This window comes from Sphaerisporangium sp. TRM90804, from assembly GCF_029846175.1.
In the GTDB taxonomy this organism is placed as follows: Bacteria; Actinomycetota; Actinomycetes; order Streptosporangiales; family Streptosporangiaceae; genus Sphaerisporangium.
The window spans coordinates 114268-131154 of the sequence record NZ_JARWAC010000016.1; the positions used below are offsets into that span (position 1 = coordinate 114268).

Annotated in this window: 11 protein-coding genes; 5 read left to right on the forward strand and 6 right to left on the reverse strand. The window is 73.9% G+C overall.

Going from position 1 to position 16887, the window contains the following annotated elements; translation table 11 throughout:
* Positions 1–22: 22 nt before the first annotated feature.
* Positions 23–1096, reverse strand: coding sequence for a trypsin-like peptidase domain-containing protein (locus PYR91_RS20910; protein ID WP_279781942.1), 1074 nt, complete (start codon positions 1094–1096; stop codon positions 23–25).
* A gap of 249 nt (positions 1097–1345) precedes the next feature.
* On the opposite strand from PYR91_RS20910, the gene PYR91_RS20915 reads away from it, so the two are divergent.
* Both PYR91_RS20915 and PYR91_RS20920 read left to right on the forward strand, forming a co-directional pair.
* Positions 1346–2797, forward strand: a complete 1452-nt coding sequence (locus PYR91_RS20915) for a hypothetical protein (RefSeq protein ID WP_279781944.1) — start codon at positions 1346–1348, stop codon at positions 2795–2797.
* A 161-nt stretch (positions 2798–2958) separates the two neighbouring features.
* Entirely contained in the window at positions 2959–5157 is a 2199-nt protein-coding gene (locus PYR91_RS20920; RefSeq protein ID WP_279781946.1) for an acyl-CoA dehydrogenase, read from the forward strand.
* Between the two features lie 309 nt (positions 5158–5466).
* Here the strand turns inward: PYR91_RS20920 and PYR91_RS20925 are convergent, their stop codons facing one another.
* The 5 genes from PYR91_RS20925 to PYR91_RS20945 all read right to left on the reverse strand — a co-directional run bounded on the left by PYR91_RS20925 (position 5467) and on the right by PYR91_RS20945 (position 13209).
* Positions 5467–6231: a Clp protease N-terminal domain-containing protein gene (locus tag PYR91_RS20925; protein WP_279781948.1), complete on the reverse strand. Its 765-nt coding sequence runs from the start codon at positions 6229–6231 to the stop codon at positions 5467–5469.
* Positions 6232–6818: 587 nt separating this feature from the next.
* Entirely contained in the window at positions 6819–7826 is a 1008-nt protein-coding gene (locus PYR91_RS20930; RefSeq protein WP_279781950.1) for a S1 family peptidase, read from the reverse strand.
* Positions 7827–8646: 820 nt separating this feature from the next.
* On the reverse strand, positions 8647–10107 hold the full coding sequence (locus tag PYR91_RS20935; protein WP_347943363.1) for a S1 family peptidase: 1461 nt from the start codon (positions 10105–10107) through the stop codon (positions 8647–8649).
* Between the two features lie 120 nt (positions 10108–10227).
* On the reverse strand, positions 10228–11187 hold the full coding sequence (locus PYR91_RS20940) for a LysR family transcriptional regulator (RefSeq protein ID WP_279781954.1): 960 nt from the start codon (positions 11185–11187) through the stop codon (positions 10228–10230).
* Positions 11188–11388: 201 nt separating this feature from the next.
* Positions 11389–13209, reverse strand: coding sequence for a hypothetical protein (locus PYR91_RS20945; protein ID WP_279781956.1), 1821 nt, complete (start codon positions 13207–13209; stop codon positions 11389–11391).
* Between the two features lie 699 nt (positions 13210–13908).
* Here PYR91_RS20945 and PYR91_RS20950 point away from each other — a divergent pair.
* The 3 genes from PYR91_RS20950 to PYR91_RS20960 are packed head-to-tail and all read left to right on the forward strand — an operon-like array spanning position 13909 to position 16880.
* Positions 13909–15894, forward strand: a complete 1986-nt coding sequence (locus PYR91_RS20950) for a hypothetical protein (RefSeq protein ID WP_279781958.1) — start codon at positions 13909–13911, stop codon at positions 15892–15894.
* Complete coding sequence (locus tag PYR91_RS20955) at positions 15894–16022, forward strand: hypothetical protein (RefSeq protein ID WP_279781960.1); 129 nt, start codon at positions 15894–15896, stop codon at positions 16020–16022. The genes PYR91_RS20950 and PYR91_RS20955 overlap by 1 nt, the downstream gene beginning before the upstream one ends.
* 12 nt (positions 16023–16034) lie before the next feature.
* Positions 16035–16880, forward strand: coding sequence for a glycosyltransferase (locus tag PYR91_RS20960; protein WP_279781961.1), 846 nt, complete (start codon positions 16035–16037; stop codon positions 16878–16880).
* The last annotated feature ends 7 nt before the right edge of the window (positions 16881–16887 follow it).

The window sequence follows — 16887 nt, forward strand, 5'->3', positions numbered from 1 at the left end:
CAAATGATCCGCGGGACACTGCCTAGCCGGAGGCGAGGGTGCCCAGGGTGACGGCGACGGTGCGGGTCCTGCCGTCGGGGCTGAGGAGTTCGACCTTCACCTGGCGGCCGGGCTTGAGGGTGGCCAGGACCTCCGAGAGGGCGGCGGCCGTCGGCGTCGGCTTTCCCTCGACGCTGAGGATGACGTCGCCCGCCTTGATCCCCGCCTTCGCGGCGCCGCCGCCGGGCTCGACCATGGCCACGCCCACGCCCACGGGGCGGCCGTCGGGGGCGACCACGGTGTTGACGCGCACGCCGAGGGCCGCGCGGCGGCTGTTGGTGACCTTGCCGTACTTGATGATCTGATCAGCGACGTCCTTGGCCGTGGTGCTCGGGATGGCGAAGCCGATGCCCGGGGCGGCGCCGCCGCCGAGGTCGGGGTTGATGGCGGCGAGCGTGGGGACGCCGATCACCTCGCCCGTCATGTTGGTGAGCGCGCCGCCGCTGTTGCCCGGATTGATCGCGGCCGAGGTCTGGATGGCGTTGGTGATCGTCGCGCCGGGGGAGCCCTCGCCCTGGGGCTCGGTCACCGTGCGGCCGAGCGCGGAGATGATGCCGTTGGTGACGCTGCCCGACAGGCCCAGCGGGTTGCCCATCGCGAGCACGATCTGCCCCACCTTGAGCTTGCCGGAGTCGCCGAACGTCGCCGGGTTGAGCCCGTTGGTGTCGCTCACCCGGATGACGGCCAGGTCGCCGAGGGGGTAGGAGGCGACGAGCTTGGCCTGGCGAGGCTTGCCGCCGGTGGCCAGCGTCACCTCGAAGCTGGTCGCCTTGCCGACCACGTGGGCGTTCGTGAGGATGTGCCCCCTGGTGTCGTACACGACGCCCGAGCCGAGGCCTCCGGCGGTGTTGATCTGCACGATCGACGGCAGCACCTGCGTGATGACCCGCTCGTACGCCTGCTCCTCCGCGACCGTCGTCACCGGGGGCGGGGGCGGGGGTGGCGCGGGGGTGCCGGTGTCGCCGCCGCTGGGCTGGGACCCCGTGGCCGCGGGCGAGGCCGCGGGCGCGCACCCGCCCGATGTCACCAGGACGGCGGCCACCCCGGCAGCGAGCACGTGTCGGGCGGTGTGTCCGGTTCGCCGTTTGTCTGGTGTCGTTTCCATGCAAAAGGGGATTCCCGACCCTGGCTCAAGATACGCCCCTCGAAACACCCCGTGACCTCGCGTGTCTCGGGGTACGCTGCCTGGGCGAACGTGGTCCGCGGCGCCCCCGCGCCGCTCTCTCGGCCAGGCTTGCGTTCCGCTCCGGTGACACCCGGCGGGGCCGACCCGCATGGATCAGGAATTGTGACGTAGTCTGCCGACATGACGGACGGCTCTGGGAACTCCTCCAGCCGCCCTGGGTCGGGGCGGCCTCCCACATACGTTCCCTCCTACGACGCGCCGACCTCGCCGTTACCCAAGATGACCCCCGAGCAGGCGCGCGCCTTCACCGACGCCGCCCACGCCGAGACGGCCCGCGGACGCGCGCGGGCCGCCGAGGCCGCCCGCGCGCGTGAGGACGGCCAGGCCCGCGAGGCCGGCTCCGCACCGCGCCGGGAGGACGACGACCCGCACGACGAGCCCGCCGGCGAGACCACCGCCGCAGCCCGGCAGGTGGCCGACGCCGACACCGCCCGCATGGACGCGGTCAAGGTGTGGGCCGTGGACGCCGCGCGCGCCGAGGCCGCCGCCGCCCGGACGGCAGACGAGGACGCCTGGACGTCCACCGAGACCGCCGGTGGCCGGACGAGACGCGAGGACGCCTGGAGGGCGTCCGGGGCCGCGGCAGGCCAGGCCGGGCACGAGGTCGCCGACCGCCGGGAGAGGCTGGAGGGCGCCGGCATCCCGTGGCGGCCCGAGGCCGGCGACGCCGGCGCGGAGCCCCCCGACGACGGCACGACCACCGACCTGCGGCGGTCCGCTGGAGCGTTCCCCCGCGGCGCCCGTCCGCCCGGCCGTCCGGCGGGCGCCTCGCGGGGCGACGGCGCGCCGTCGTACCCCCCGATCCCGGACGCTCCCCGCCGTGCCGAGCGGCCGTCGTGGCTGGCCGGGCTGGTGCTCAGGGTGGGCGACGTCCCGATAAGGGTCGTCTACGGCATCGGCGCGACGCTGGCCACGGCGCTCGTCGTCGTCCTCATCTTCGCGCTGTTCTCCGGCGACAGGCCGGAGCCGGTGCGGGTGGACCAGGCGCAGGGCGGGGGCTCGGCCTCCGGCTCCGGGACGCCCGCGCCCCGGCCGATCGCCGTCCCGCCCGTTCCTGCGGCCAAGGCGATGACGGTGTTCCCGGCGCCCGGCTCGCCGATCGTCTCCTACGTGACCGACACCAGGGCCGGCATCAGCTACGCGCGGTACGGAACCCCCTGGTCCAAGGCGTCGCGCGCCCCGTTCTCGGCCGCGCAGAAGGCCGGGCCGGCGCGGCGGCAGGCGTTCATCGCCTCGGCCCCGGTGCCGGTGTCGGTGGCCAAGACCCCGGCGACGCAGGCGGACGTCCGCAGGCTGGCCGCCCGGGCGGCGCGCTGGACGCTGCGCTACCAGCCCGCCGGGTCGAGGTTCACCTGGACGGCGTCCCAGCCCGCCCGGTACAACCTCGGCTGGATGGTCGGCTACAAGGTCACCTACACCCAGGACGGCGTCCGGCGGGCCTCCCAGGCGTATGTCATGGTCATCGCGACGAACGGCAAGAAGCCGGCGATGCTGTTCGCCAACGTCCCCGACAACCGCAAGGGCCTGTACCGCGACCTCAACATGCTGTTCTGGACGGCCCGCGCCCTGTAGCGGGAAACCGCGGGGGCGTTCGTGCGGCCGGTCCCGCCGTCCGGTCGCGGGGCGGCCGCCGGCGTGCCCGGCCCGGCCGGGTGCGGCCAGGGTTGGCCTCGGAAGCATCTTCTAGAATATGGTTCTGTCACGTCTGGAGGCCGAACCGCACGGAGGGTGTTATGGCGATCGGGTTGAGCGAGGAGCACGAGGCGCTCCGCGAGTCCGTGACCGGTTGGGCGGAGCGCCACATCTCGCCTGAGACGGTGCGTTCGGCCCTCGGCGCGGACGCCGGCGACCGTCCCGCCTTCTGGGCGGGCCTCGCCGACCAGGGGCTGCTGGGCCTCCACCTGCCCGAGGAGTACGGCGGCAGCGGCTTCGGCCTGCTGGAGACCGCTGTGGCCGCCGAGGCGCTGGGCGAGCGCGTCGCCCCGGGCCCCTACCTGCCCACCGTGCTGGCCTCCGCCGCCGTCCACGCCTCCGACGGCAAGGCGCGCGCCGAGCTGCTTCCCGGCCTCGCCGACGGCACCGTGACCGGCGCCGTCGCCCTGAACGGCGCGCTGAGCGGCACCCGCGGCGCCGACGGCGTGCTCACCGTCAGCGGCACGGTCGAGCCGGTGCTCGGCGGCGCCCTCGCCGACGTGCTGGTGCTCCCGGTGGTCACCGACCGGGGCGAGGAGTGGGTCGCCCTCTCCAAGGAGGGGCTGACCGTGACCGCCACCCCGAGCCTCGACCTCACCCGCGCGGTGGCCAGGGTGGAGGCCGACGCGGTGACCGTCCCGGCCGAGCGTGTCCTGGACGGCCTCGCCCGGCCCGCCGTCCGCCACCTCGCCGCGATCCTGCTGGGCGCGGAGGCGGCGGGCGTCGCCTCCTGGTGCCTGAAGACGGCGGCCGCCTACGCCAAGGTGCGCGTGCAGTTCGGCCGCCCGATCGGCCAGTTCCAGGGAGTCAAGCACAAGGCCGCCCGCATGCTGGTCGCGCTGGAGCAGGCCCACGCCACCGTCTGGGACGCCACCCGCGCCACCGGCGACGAGCTCGACTACGCGGCCGCGGTCGCGGGCGTGATGGCCCCGGACGCCGCGGTGGGGTGCGCCAAGGACGCCATCCAGATCCTCGGCGGCATCGGCTACACCTTCGAGCACGACGTCCACCTCTACTACCGCCGCGCGCTCAGCCTGCGCGCGCTGCTTGGCCCCTCCGCCGAGTGGGCCGACGCGGTCGCCGCCGCGGCGCTGGCCGGCGTCGGCAGGGAGATGGAGATCGACCTGCCCGAGGACGCCGAGGCGCTGCGCGCCGGCGTCCGCCAGGAGATCGCCGAGATCGCCGTGCTGGAGGGCAAGGAGCAGAAGCGCGCGCTGGCCGGCAAGGGTCTCGTGCTGTCGCACCTGCCCGCGCCGTGGGGCCGGGGCGCCTCACCGCTGGAGCAGGTACTGATCCTGCAGGAGCTGAAGGCGGCCCGCGTGCGGCTGCCCCAGATGATCATCGGTGCGTGGGTCGTCCCGTCGATCGTCGCGTACGGCACGCCCGAGCAGCAGGAGCGGTTCCTGCCGTCCACGCTGGCCGGCGAGATGATCTGGTGTCAGCTCTTCAGCGAGCCCGGCGCGGGGTCCGACCTCGCCTCCCTGCAGATGAAGGCCGAGCGGGTCGAGGGCGGCTGGCGGCTCAACGGGCAGAAGATCTGGACGTCGGTGGCGCACGTCGCCGAGTGGGGCATCTGCATCGCCCGCACCGACCCGTCCAAGCCTAAGCACGACGGCATCACCTACTTCCTGGTGGACATGAAGTCGCCCGGGATCACCGTGCGGCCGCTCACCGAGATGACCGGCGAGAACCTGTTCAACGAGGTGTTCCTGGACGACGTGTTCGTGCCGGACGACCTGGTGGTGGGGGAGATCGACGAGGGGTGGCGGGTGGCGCGCAACACCCTGTCCAACGAGCGGGTGTCGCTGTCGTCCGGCTCGGGCGGCACCGGGTCGTCCGTGCCCGACCTGCTGGGCCTGGTGTCGCGCCTCGGGCGCGAGCTGACGCCGGCCGAGCGGCAGGAGCTCGCCCGCGTGGTCTGCGAGGGCCACTCGATCAACGCGCTGAGCATGAGGGTGACGCTCAGGCAGCTCGCCGGGGCCGAGCCGGGCGCCGACGCCTCGGTGCGGAAGCTGCTGTCGACCGCGCACGCGCAGAACGTGTCGGAGTGCGCGGTGAGCCTGCTCGGCGCCTCGGCGACGGTGGCGGCCGACATGAAGCTCGGTGACGCCGGCTACTGGAACCGCGCCGTCCTCGCCACCCGGGCGATGACCATCTACGGCGGGACGACCGAGGTGCAGCTCAACATCATCGGCGAGCGGATGCTGGGTCTGCCCCGCGACCCCGAGCCCGGGAAGTAGCCGGCGGGCCGCCGTCGCGCCTCCGGTCGAGGGCCGCGTGAGCCAGCAGGACGAGGGCGCACGCGGCCGCCCCGCCGGCGGCCGCCGTGCCTCCCCCCTGGGCGGCCCACAGCCACCCGATGAGGACGCCGGCGGCTCCGGCGGCAGCGGCGGCGCGGGCCGGTCGTCCGGCGGTGTTGCGTCCGGCGGCTCCGGCGCCCGGGGTGGCGCGGGCCGGTCGTCCGGCCGTGTTCTGTCCGGCGGCTCTGGCGCCCGGGGTGGCGCGGGCCGGTCGTCCGGCGGTGGGCGACGGCGGTGGCGGCACGGGGTTCAGCCGTCCGAGGTCATGTCGAGCCGCTCCTCCAGCCGCTCGACCCGCTGCAGGAGCGGCTGCAGCTCTTGGCGGACGGCCGCCGCCAGCGCCTTGGCCGCTCCCTCGGGAAGCGGCGTACCGCCGGCTGCCGCCTGTTCGTCCTGGGTCCGCAGGTGGATGTAACCGGAGAGCCAGGCGACGACGGCGCGGCGGGTGGCCTTCGGCTCGGCGCCGAGGGCGCGCAACACCTGGCCGGCGGTGCCGTCGGGCTCGGTGACCAGGCCCAGCAGCAGGTGCTCGCAGCCGATGTAGTTGTGTCCGAGAGCAGTGGCCTCGGTGACCGTCAGCTCCAGCGCGTTGGCGGCGGGGGTGCTGAAGTGGCGGGCGGCGTCCTGGTCGTCCGTGGTCTGCGCGGATCGCAGCGCCAGGTTGCGGCCGACCTGGGCGGGCTCGATCTCCACCGCGCGTAGCACGTGCAGCGCCACGTTGCTGCCCTCGGCCAGCAGCGCGCCGAGCAGGTGCTCGGTGCCGACGTCGGGCGCGCTGTCGGCCCGCGCCTGTTCCACGGCCAGCTTCAGCACGGTGCGCGCCCGGGCGGTGAAGTGCGCGAGCCCCGCGGTGGGGTCGCCGGTGCCCAGGTCGCCGAGTGTGGTCGCCCGGATGGCGGTGACCCGGCGGACGGCCTGCTCCAGCGCGCGCTGGCAGACCGCGGACACCGGCACGCCGGCCTCCTTGACCGCGTCGGCCAGGTCGTCCGGCAGGTAGACGTTGATCTTCGGCATCACGGATGCCTCCTCGGAGACTCGGGCGACGTGTATGCCCTCATCTATACCCCCATTGGGGTTATACGTCTACCCCCATTCAGACCGGCTGTGAATCCACGCCGTCCAAGGCGCGTCCGGCCGAAGCACTTCCCCCCCACCACCCTCGTCCGCACAGCCCGCGAAACCATCCGCCGCCCCCGGACCGGCGCCTTGGGCGCGCTTCCTCAAGGGCGACCCTCAACCCGCCCTCCGGCCCACCGCCGCGCGGCAAACGCCCTCAGCCGCCCCGAAGGGAAACCGTCCTCGCGGCGGACGGGGCCGTATCGGCCGTCCACGATGTCCGGGCCTTCACGAGGCGCCACCGGAGTCCCGGCGTCACCCGTGGCCGCAAGGTGGACCCGGCGCCGGGGACGGTTGTTCCGCGACGGTGGGTGGTGGGCTGGTGGGGGTCGCCCTGAGAAGGCTGTGCCGAAGGCGCCGTTCAAGGGCGTTGGGGCTTGGCGGCAGGCGTCGGTGAGGTGGCGGCATGGCGGGGAACGAGGAAGCGCCGCCGTCCCTGGGGGACGACGGCGCTTCTCGGTACCGGGAGGGGCTACTGGGGGGTGCTACCCGGTTACGAGCGTGAGGCCGTAGGCCGAGAGGATCTCGTTCACCGGCTGGAAGTAGGTCGTGCCGCCGGAGGAGCAGTTGCCCGAGCCGCCGGAGGTGACGCCCTGGGCCTGGTTGCCGGAGATGTAGGGGCCGCCGGAGTCACCGGGCTCGGCGCAGGCGCTGGTGCGGGTCAGGCCGGAGACGGTGCCCTGGGAGTAGCGCACGCTGGCGTTGAGCTGCTGCACGGTGCCGCAGCGCCAGCCGGTGGTGGAGCCGGAGCGGCAGATCGAGGAGCCGACGCCGGCGACGGAGGAGCCGCGGACGATGACGTTGCCGCTGGAGCCGCGGACCCACGGCTGCGGGACCCAGTTGCTGTTCACCGCGACCCAGGCGTAGTCGTTGCCGGGGAACGAGGAGCCCTGGAAGGTGCCCTGGGCGACGCGGTTGAAGCCGGTCGTGGTGTTGCCGGCCCGGCCGCAGTGGCCGGCGGTGACGAAGCCCGGCGTGCTGCCGCGCCGCACCGAGAAGCCGACGGAGCAGCGCGAGCCGCCGATGTAGAAGGCGTCGCCGCCGCGCAGGTCGTAGTACGCCTGGGGCGCCTCGGCCGACCGCTCGACGCGGATCGCCGAGGTGTCGGCGCCGCTGGCCGCGACGAAGGCCTCGGCCTCGGCCGGCTGGCTGGAGGCCACGACGACGCTGTTGGTGGCCACGTCCACGTACCACATGGGCGTCGACGCGGGGGCCTGCGCGGCCGCCTTGTCCAGCGCCTCCTTGGTGGCTTCGAGCTGGGAGAGGCTCTTGCCGACGACCTTGGCCTGTACGCCCGTGCCGGTGACGGTGGACGCCGCGGCGGCGTCGGTGGTGGCGATCGTCAGCGTGGCCGACGTCGGGCCGCTCAGCCACGCGCCGGCGTAGCTGGCGCCCAGCTTGTCGCGGAACTTGGCTTCGGTGCCGGCGGCGCGCGACTCGTTGAGGAGCCGGGACTCGGCCTGCTCCTTGGAGATGCCGAGGTCGCGGCTCATGGCGTCGAGCATGGTGGGTGCGGGGGAGCCGCCTGGCGCGGCCGCCGTCTCGCGGTCTGCGATGGCGGGAGCGGCCGTGAGGGTGAGGACACTGATTGCTAGAGCGCATCCGGCGGTAACCGTGCGTCTGCGGAGCATGGGCTCTCTCCTCGGTAGGGGGGGTGCCGTCACCGTAACTGCGCTCGCGCCCGGCGCGGAGCTATCGTTTCGCCCCTATCGCGACGTTATGGAAGCGCCGCCCGCTTCACCGAGAACCGAACGGGATTCTGCCCTCCGGGTGGCGCCTTCCCGTTGGCCGCCGAATGTTTTCCCGGGGAATGCGGGGAGTTCGTGAAAATCGTCGCCGGGACGCCGGATGTCGCGATGACCTCGTCGTCAGGCGAGAGATGGCCGGTCCCGCGGAGCCGCCGACTTCCGATCGCGGTAAGACGTGGCGGGCGCCCTGACCAAAGCAGTTGATAGGGGTAGCGCTGCTGGTCAAAGCGGTAATCGACGCCGCGAGGCCGCTTTTCCGTCGCCGTCCTGAAGGACCGTCGTCTTACCATCGCGAAATCGATGAACGGCTCCGTGCGCGGTCGAAAGGCGGCGGAATGTGTTCACACCCCGCTAATTCGCGGGTGATCCGCTCGCTGGTGCGGGGAGGCGGAAACGGGCACGACGGCGCCGCCGTCCGATCCGACGGACGGCGGCGCCGCGGGCGGCCACCCGGGGGGCGGGTGGGGGGCTGCCCGGGTGGTGCCGGATGAGGGCTTCGCCCTCGTCGCCCCCTCCCGGTGGCCGCCGGAGGGGGACGACGAGGCTTATCGCCGTGAGGGACGACTCACGGCCTGCTCAGGCCCAGGGTGTAGGAACCCGAACCGCTGTAGGCATGCACGCGGTAGCGGTAGTAACCCGCCGCGCCGGAGTAGCTGACGGTCTCGTCGGGGCCGGAGGTGGTGCCGCTCGCCACGTTGGCCCACGCCGAGCCGTTCCACCGCTGCAGGTACAGGTCGAAGTCGGTGCCGCTCGGCGCGTCGAGGCAGCCCCTGTGGGTGCCGGTGACGGTGGTCTGGTAGTAGGAGTTGTTCGGCTGGTAGGCGCTCGCGCCGCTCGACAGGCTGCCGGTGAGCGTCTGCTGGTAGCCGCTGCAGCCGGTGGGCGGGGGCTCGCCGCCGCCGCTGGTCTTGAGGGTGAGGCCGTAGACCGAGAGGATCTCGTTCACCGGCTGGAAGTAGGTCGTGCCGCCGGAGGAGCAGTTGCCCGAGCCGCCGGAGGTGACGCCCTGGGCCTGGCTGCCGGAGATGAAGGACCCTCCGGAGTCACCGGGCTCGGCGCACACGTTGGTACGGGTGACCTCGTAGATGGTGCCCTGCGAGTAGGTGACGCTGGTGTTGAGCTGCTGCACCGTGCCGCAGTGCCAGCCGGTGGTGGAGCCGGACCGGCAGATCGAGGAGCCGACGCCCGCGACGGTCGACCCGCTGACGGTCACGTTGCCGCCCGCGTAGTTGTTGACCCACGGCTGCGCGACCCAGTTGGAGTTGACCGCCACCCAGGCGTAGTCGTTGGTGGGGAAGGACGACCCCTGGAAGGTGCCCTGGGCCACCCGGTTGAAGCCGGTGGTGGAGTTGCCGGCGTTGCCGCAGTGGCCGGCGGTCACGAAGCCGGGCGTGCTGCCCCGGGTGACCGAGAACCCGACCGAGCAGCGCGAGCCGCCGATGTAGTAGGCGTCGCCGCCGCGCACGTCGTAGTAGGGCTGGGGCGCCTCCGCCGAGGTCTCGACGCGGACGGCCGTGGCGTCGGCGCCGCTGGCGGCGACGAAGGCCTGGGCCTCGGCGGGCTGGGAGGTGAGCACGACGACGCTGTTGGAGCGCACGTCGACGTACCACACGGGGGTGGACTTCGGTGCCTGCGCGGACGCCTTGTCCAGCGCCTCCTTGGCGGCCTCAAGCTGGGCCAGGCTCTTGCCGACCACCTTCGCCACGACGCCCGTGCCGGTGATGGCCGAGGCGGAGGCGGCGTCGCTCGTGGCGACGGTCAGCGTGCTGGACGTCGGGCCGCTGAGCCAGGAACCGGCGTAGCCGGTGCCCAGGCTCTTCTTGATCTTGGTCTCCACGCCGCTGAGGCGTGACTCGTTGAGAAGGCGTGCCTGCGCCTGCTCGGCGGTGATGCCCAGGTCGCGCTGCATCGCGTCGATCATTCCGGGCGGGGGCTGCTGTGCTGCGGAGGTGGTTCCAGGGCCGGTCGCCGTGTCGCGGTCTGCGAAGGCGGGGGCGGCCACGAACGTGAGGACACTGACTGCCAAGGCGCAACCGGTGGTAACCGTGCGTCTACCGAGCATTTGCTCTCCTCGGTGTGGGGGGTGCCGCAACCGTAACCGGGCTCACGTATATCGCCGACCTATCGTTTCGTCCCTACCGTCGCGCTATGGGACCGTGCCGTATTGCGGATTCGTGACCAGCCAGTCCGAATAGCGGGCGCTGCGCTGCACGGCGTCGGCGTGCGCCTCCTTGGCGTGCTCGGCGATGTCGCGCGCCGCGCGCCCGGCCAGCGAGTCGGAGTGCCAGCCGAGCATGTGCCGCCAGCGCAGCGGCGCGCCGGTGAGCGGCATCAGCACCAGTTCGGCGGTCAGGTCGAAGGTGGCCTGGCACAGCGCGACCGCCTTGCCCACCTTGGCGAGGTGGAGGCAGGTGGCGACGTCCGACTCGTACACGGTCCTCGGGACGAACCCGGCTCGCGCGCACGCTCCGGCGAAGCAGTCGGTGAAGCAGCCGTCCCCGGGGGCCAGGGCCCACCCTTCCTGGGCCAGGGCGGACAGCTCCAGCTCCTTCTCGCCGGCGAGATGGTGCCCCTCGGGCAGCAGGGCGAAGACGGGGTCGGTGCCCACGACGGTCCAGGTCATCGCCTCCGCCGACGGTGGGGGGCTCTCCCCGCAGGTGCCGATCAGGGCGAAGTCGAGCCGTCCCGCGCTCACCATCGTGGTGAGCTCCCGCGACGACCAGGACGTGCGGGTGCTGACGGGCGTGTTGGGATGGGCGGCGGTGAGGCGGTCGACGAGCCCCCCGAGGATCGGCCCGTGCGTGGCGCCGATCCGGAAGCCCGGGATCCCCTCGTAGGTGTTGGCGAACCGCACGGCCTCCTCCTGCAGCTCGCGTACCGCCGGTAGCAGGACGCGGGCCCTTGTGAGGACGAGCTCGCCCAGGGGTGTCGGGCGGGCGCCGTTGCGGTCGCGTTCGAACAGGGCGCCCCCGAGCGTGCGTTCGATGCGCTTGAGCTGCGCGGTGAGCGACGGCTGAGCCAGTCCTAACTGGGTGGCCGCCTTGGTGACGCTCCCGGCCTCGGCAACCGCGCGCACGATTTTGAGGTGTCGGAGCTCCAGATCCATACCGGGAAGGTACGACTGTCGTGTTATGCCTGCAATGCGTTGATGTCACGAAATTTGACTGTTATTCGTCGGGTGTTTGGGTTTCCGGCGCTGAGCTGCGCGGACACGAGGAAATCCTCGATTAATTGCGGCAACGGTATGCGGAAGGTTCTGTCAGGGTGTAAAGCGGATCTTCCGGGGTGTAGCCGGAAGCGCGCGGCGCTAGCCCGCCACCCCGAAGCCGAGGGCGACCGCGCACACCTGGAACGAGGCGCCGGTCTGGTCGCCGGTCACCTCCAGCGTCTCGCCGTGGCCGGTGATGGCGAACGTGCTCGCGTGCAGCCCCGGCTTCAGCACCACCTCGACGGAGCCCGTGCCCAGCCGGACGGTGACCACCTTCGGCTGCCCGCTGATGTAGTCGAGCTTGACGACGTACGACTCGTCCTTGCCGGTCGAGTCGCGCACGGGGATGGTCGCGCCGTCGTGGCGGGTGGGCCAGCACCCCCCGCCGGGCATGCGGTAGGTCTCGCCCCAGATGCGCAGCGGCCGCAGCGCCCCCCGGTCGTCCAGGATGAGCGGGTCGGCCGAGGGCGGCTGCGTGCGCATGGTCTCCCGGTGCACCGGCTTGGCCAGCGGGGCCAGTACCCGCGAGGCCAGCGCGTTGTCCTGGAACAGCGGCTGCATCAGGAAGGTGGGAAGCCGGCGGTCGAAGACGTCGGCGTCCGGCGAGGCGGCGGCCAGCGAGGCGCGCGCGCCGGCCAAGAACGCCCGGGCACGCTCGCCGTCCACCGTGCCGGTGAGCTGGACGGACGACCAGACCGACGCCGCGGTGAAGCCGGCCAGGCCGAGCACGGCGAGCACCCGCCCGGCGCGCGCCCCGCGCGCCGGGGCCGTCGTCTCCGGTGCGCCGAGCGGCCGGAGGAAGGCCAGGCCCAGGCAGAGCGCCAGCAGCGGGGCGGCGTCGGCGACGTAACGCGTCTCGGCGCCCGCGATGTCGGCGTAGCCGTTGGCGAGCCGGCCCAGCGCGACGGGCAGGACGTCGGCGAGCACCAGGTAGCCGAAGAGCAACGCCCAGCTCCAGGCGGCCACGGCGCGGCGGGTGAACAGGCCGGCGGCGATCAGCACGGCGAACAGCGCCCCGGCGGCGACGACCACGGGCACGGACGGCGCGGCGAGGGCGGCGTCGCCCGCGCCGATGGGCTGCCAGCGGCCGGGGCCGCCCAGGGCGGTGGTGGTGAACGTCTCGGTGACCAGCACCCGGCCGAAGCGCAGGATGTCGCCGGGCGACGGGAGCTGCGGGCCGCGCCCGGAGGCGGCGAGCCGCGACAGGAACAGCGCCGCGAACCCCGCGACCAGCGTGCCGTGCACGAGCCAGGCCCTCCGGTGCTGCCAGACCCGCGCCCACGGCCCCCGTTCGCGGGAGCCTGCCACGCCGGCGGCGGTCAGGGCGAGCAGCACGACCGGGACCAGCGCGCCCTTGACGAAGAACGCCATGCCCACCAGCACCCACCCCGCCGAGGCCCACAGGTGCGCCGGCCGCCCGTCGCGCGTGTACAGGACGTGCGAGGCGATGGCCATCGGCATCGCGATCTGCAGCGGCACGGTGTTCAGCGCGGCGGCGAACCAGCTCAGCGCCGACAGCGACAGGGGCGTGAGCAGGAAGACCAGCAGCGGGCCCAGGATGGCGGGGCGTGTCCCGAACACCACGCGCAGCATCCGCAGCATGGCCAGCCCGGCGGCGGCGTGCCCGGCGAGCGTCGCGGCCACGACCACGTCCCAGTTGTACGGCGCCAGCCTGGTGAACGCCCACACCAGGGCGAAACCGCCCGGCATGAACTGCCCCCAGTGGACCCGCCCCAGGTACTCCCAGTCGAGGGAGCCGGCGAAGGCGCGCCCGATGTACTCGAAGTCGTCCTCGCGGAAGAAGGCGTCCCGCAGCACGAAGTACTTCGCCGCCACCGACAGCGCGACCAGCACGGCGCCCGCCGCGAGCACCCCGCGCCCGCCCACCAGCCACCGCGGCACCCGGACCGTCACCGTCACCGGCCCCGCCGTGTCCGTAGCTGGCTGGAAGGACAACGCATCGGCAATCTGTCGAAGGAACGAACCGCGGCGCGGCCCCGGGGCAGGCCGGACTGCCGAATGCTACTGGCGCCCCGCCGCTGGCGAAACCCCGCCGCCGGGCGTGACCCCCGAGCGGCTCGCCCGCCCCCGGGCGCGGTGCGGTCATGGGGAGGGGAGGGCGTGGCCGGGCCACACCACGCCGGCCGGGAGCGGGGACACGGTGCGTGCGGTGGTGGCGTGTGGTCAGGGGCGCACGCCCGCCCCGCCCCGGCGCGGGGTGGTCGTCACGGAGGGGAGGGGCGGACGTGGCCGGGTCACCCCCCCGCCGGCCGGGAGCGGCGGCGCGGTGCGTGCGGTGGTGGCGTGTGGTCAGGGGCGCGCGCCCGCCTCGCCCCGGCGCGGGGCGGTCGTCACGGAGGGGAGGGGCGGACGTGGCCGGGCCACACCCCCGCCAGCCGGAGTGGGGACGCGGTGCGTCCGGTGGTGGCGTGTGCCCGAGGGGGCGCCCCCTGCCCGGCCGGAGTTTGGACGCGGTGCGTCCGGTGGTGGCGTGTGGCCGAGGGTGCGCCCCCGCCCGGCCGGAGTGGGGACGCCGTGCGTTCGGTGGTGGCGGGGGCGCACGCCCGTTCGGGGAGCGGTCGTCGCGGGTGGTCGGGTGGGTCGGGCAGGCTTGTCGCCATGGTGAGGCGGGTGTGGCCGGTCGGGCTGGGGGTGCTGCTCGGCGTGCTCGCGCTGGGGCCGGCCCTGGCGCCGGGGTTCGTGCTCGCCTACGACATGGTCTTCGTTCCCGAGCCGGCGCTCAGCGCGACGTCGTTCGGGCTCACCGGCACGCTTCCGCGCGCGGTTCCCAGCGACGCGCTGGTCACGGCGCTGACCGCCGTGCTGCCGGGCGATCTGGTCCAGAAGCTGGTGCTGCTGGGGATCTTCGCGCTCGCCTGCTCGGGGGCCGCCGCCCTGCTGGAGCGCGAGGCGGCCCCCGTGCGGCTGGCGGCGGCGGTCTTCTACACCTGGAACCCGTTCGTCGCCGAGCGCCTGCTGATCGGGCAGTGGGCGCTGCTGCTGGGGTACGCGGGCCTTCCGTGGGCGGTCCGCGCGGCGCTGGCCGCGCGGGAGCGGCGGCTCCGCCGGGCCTGGGTGGCGGCCTTCCTGCCGGCGGCGGCCGGCGGGTTCATGGCGATGATCCTCACCGCGCTCACCGTGCTGTCCGTCGCCGCCCTGTCCGCCCAGCCTGGCCGGGTGAGGGCGCTGCGCCGTACGGCGGTGGCGTGCGTGGTGCTGAGCCTTCCGTGGCTGGTGCCGAGCCTGCTGCGCGGGCCGGGTGTGCCCGGTGACGGGGCCGGGGTGGCGGCGTTCGCCGCCCGCGCCGACTCGCCGCTGGGGCCGTACTCCAGCCTGATGTCCCTGTCGGGCATCTGGAACGCCGAGGTCGTCCCCGGCGGCTACGACGCGCCGCTGCCGGCGGTGCTGCACCTGCTGGTGGCGGTGGCCGCCGTCGCCGCGTTCGCGCTCACGCGCGGCCTGCCGGGACGCCGCGGGCTGGCGGTGGCCGCGTGCGCGGGCTTCGCGGTCGCCGCGCTGGGGATCACCGAGCCGGGCCGGGCCGCGCTGCGCGGGCTGATCGGCCTGTGGCCCGGGTTCGCGGTGCTGCGGGACGCCCAGCAGTACGTCGCCCCGCTCGTCCTGCTCCAGGCCCTCGGCGTCGCCGCGCTCGCCCGCGCGCTCACCGGGGCGCCGTCACCCGGGGAGGTCGCCGGGGCGCCGTCACCCGGGGAGGTCGCCGGGGCGCCGTCACCTGGGGAGGTCGCTGGGCCGCGGTCACCTGGGGAGGTCACGGGGGCGCCGTCACCCGGGGAGATCACGGGAGCGCCGTCATCTGGGGAGGTCGCCGGGCCGCGGTCACCCGGCGGGATCACTGGGCCGCGGTCATCCGGGGAGGTCGCCGGGGCGCCGTCACCCCGGGAAATCGCCGGGGCGGCGAGGCGGGGGTTCGCCGCGCGGCCGGCTTCGCGGGGGCGGGCGGCGGCCGAGCGGGCGGTGATCACGGCGGTGGTCGCGGCGGCGCCGCTGCTGTTGCTGCCCGGGCTGGCGTTCGGCGGGTGGGGGCGGCTGGGAACGGTGGAGTACCCGCGCGACTTCGAGCGGGTGCGGGCGCTGGTCGCGGCCGACACCGTGCCCGGGGACGTGCTGCTGCTGCCGTGGGAGTCCTACCGCGCCTACGACTGGAACGGCCGCCGGCCGTCGCTGGACCCGCTGCCGCGCTACCTGCCGCGGCGGGTCGTCTGGAACGACGCGGTGCGGGTGGGAGGCGTGGTCGTCGGCGCCGAGGATCCCCGCGCGCGGGCGCTGGACGGGCTGCTGCGCTCGGGGGCGGAGCTGGCCGGCCCTCTGCGGGCGGCGGGGTTCCGGTTCGTCGTGCTCGACGGCGACGCCTCCGAGTGGAACGCGTTCCAGTCACGGCTGGCCGGCGCCCGCCAGGGGTACGCCGGCCCCCATGCCGCGCTCTACGTGATCGACAACCCCGCTGAGCAGCACGAAGGGACCGTTCCGGTCCCGGTGGCGTGGCTGACTTGGTTTGTTGCGGTTTCGTATATCTGCTTCCATCTTATTGCATCACGTTCTAATGTCGGTGCTCACGAACCCAGGGCTGAGCCAAGGAGCCAGTGATGCGCCTGCTCATCGCGATAGTCGCCGGTGTCGTGCTGGCGGTGGGGGCGAGCGTTGGTGTGGTGAACCTTGCCGCCCCGTCCCCGGTCCCGGTCAACAAGCCGTTGTACAACTACGGCACCCGCTGACGCGGCCGCGCCATGGTCTCCCCCCAGGCTGCTGGCGCGCCGGGCGCTCCGGCCCTGCTGGAGGTCGTACTTCCCGCCTACAACGAGGAGGAACGGCTTCCAGCGGGGCTGGCCGCGCTGTGCGCCAAGCTCGCCTCGCTGCACATCCCCGCCTCCGTGCTCGTCGTCGACAACGGCAGCACGGACGCCACCTCGCGCATCGCCGAGGAGTGGCCGAGCTCGCCGGTCCCGGTGAGGGTGATCCGCTGCGAGCGCCGGGGGAAGGGCGCCGCCGTACGCGCAGGGCTGCTGGCCACCACCGCGCCCTTCGTCGGCTTCTGCGACGTCGACATGGCGACCGACCTGTCCGCGCTCGACCCGGCCATGGCGCTGCTCGGCATGGGCTACGCCGCCGTCATCGGCTCGCGCGCCGACCCGCGCTCGGTCGTCGAGGCCCGGCACAGCCTGCTGCGCCGCCTGGGCGCGGCCACCTTCCGGGGTCTCGCACGCATGATCGTCGGCGAGATCGGCGACACCCAGTGCGGCTTCAAGCTGTTCCGCGGCGCCGAGGCCCGCCAGGTCGCCCGCCAGCTCCGCTGCGACGGCTTCGCCTTCGACGTCGAGCTGATCGCGCGGTTCCGTGCCCGCGGCCTCGCGCTGCGCGAGATCCCGGTGACCTGGCGCGACGTGTCCGGCTCAACGTTCTCCTGCTACCGGCACAGCCTCGGCGTCTTCGCCCAGATGGGCCGGATCTGGCTGGACGTCGGATTCTCCGGCAGGGGCGGGAGGAACGCCCACCTCTGGTCGGTTCCCACCCTGCCCGTGCCGGCCGTCCCCGCCCGTCCGTACCAGGACTCGGCTTCGTCGTTCGTCGCGTAAGACGTAC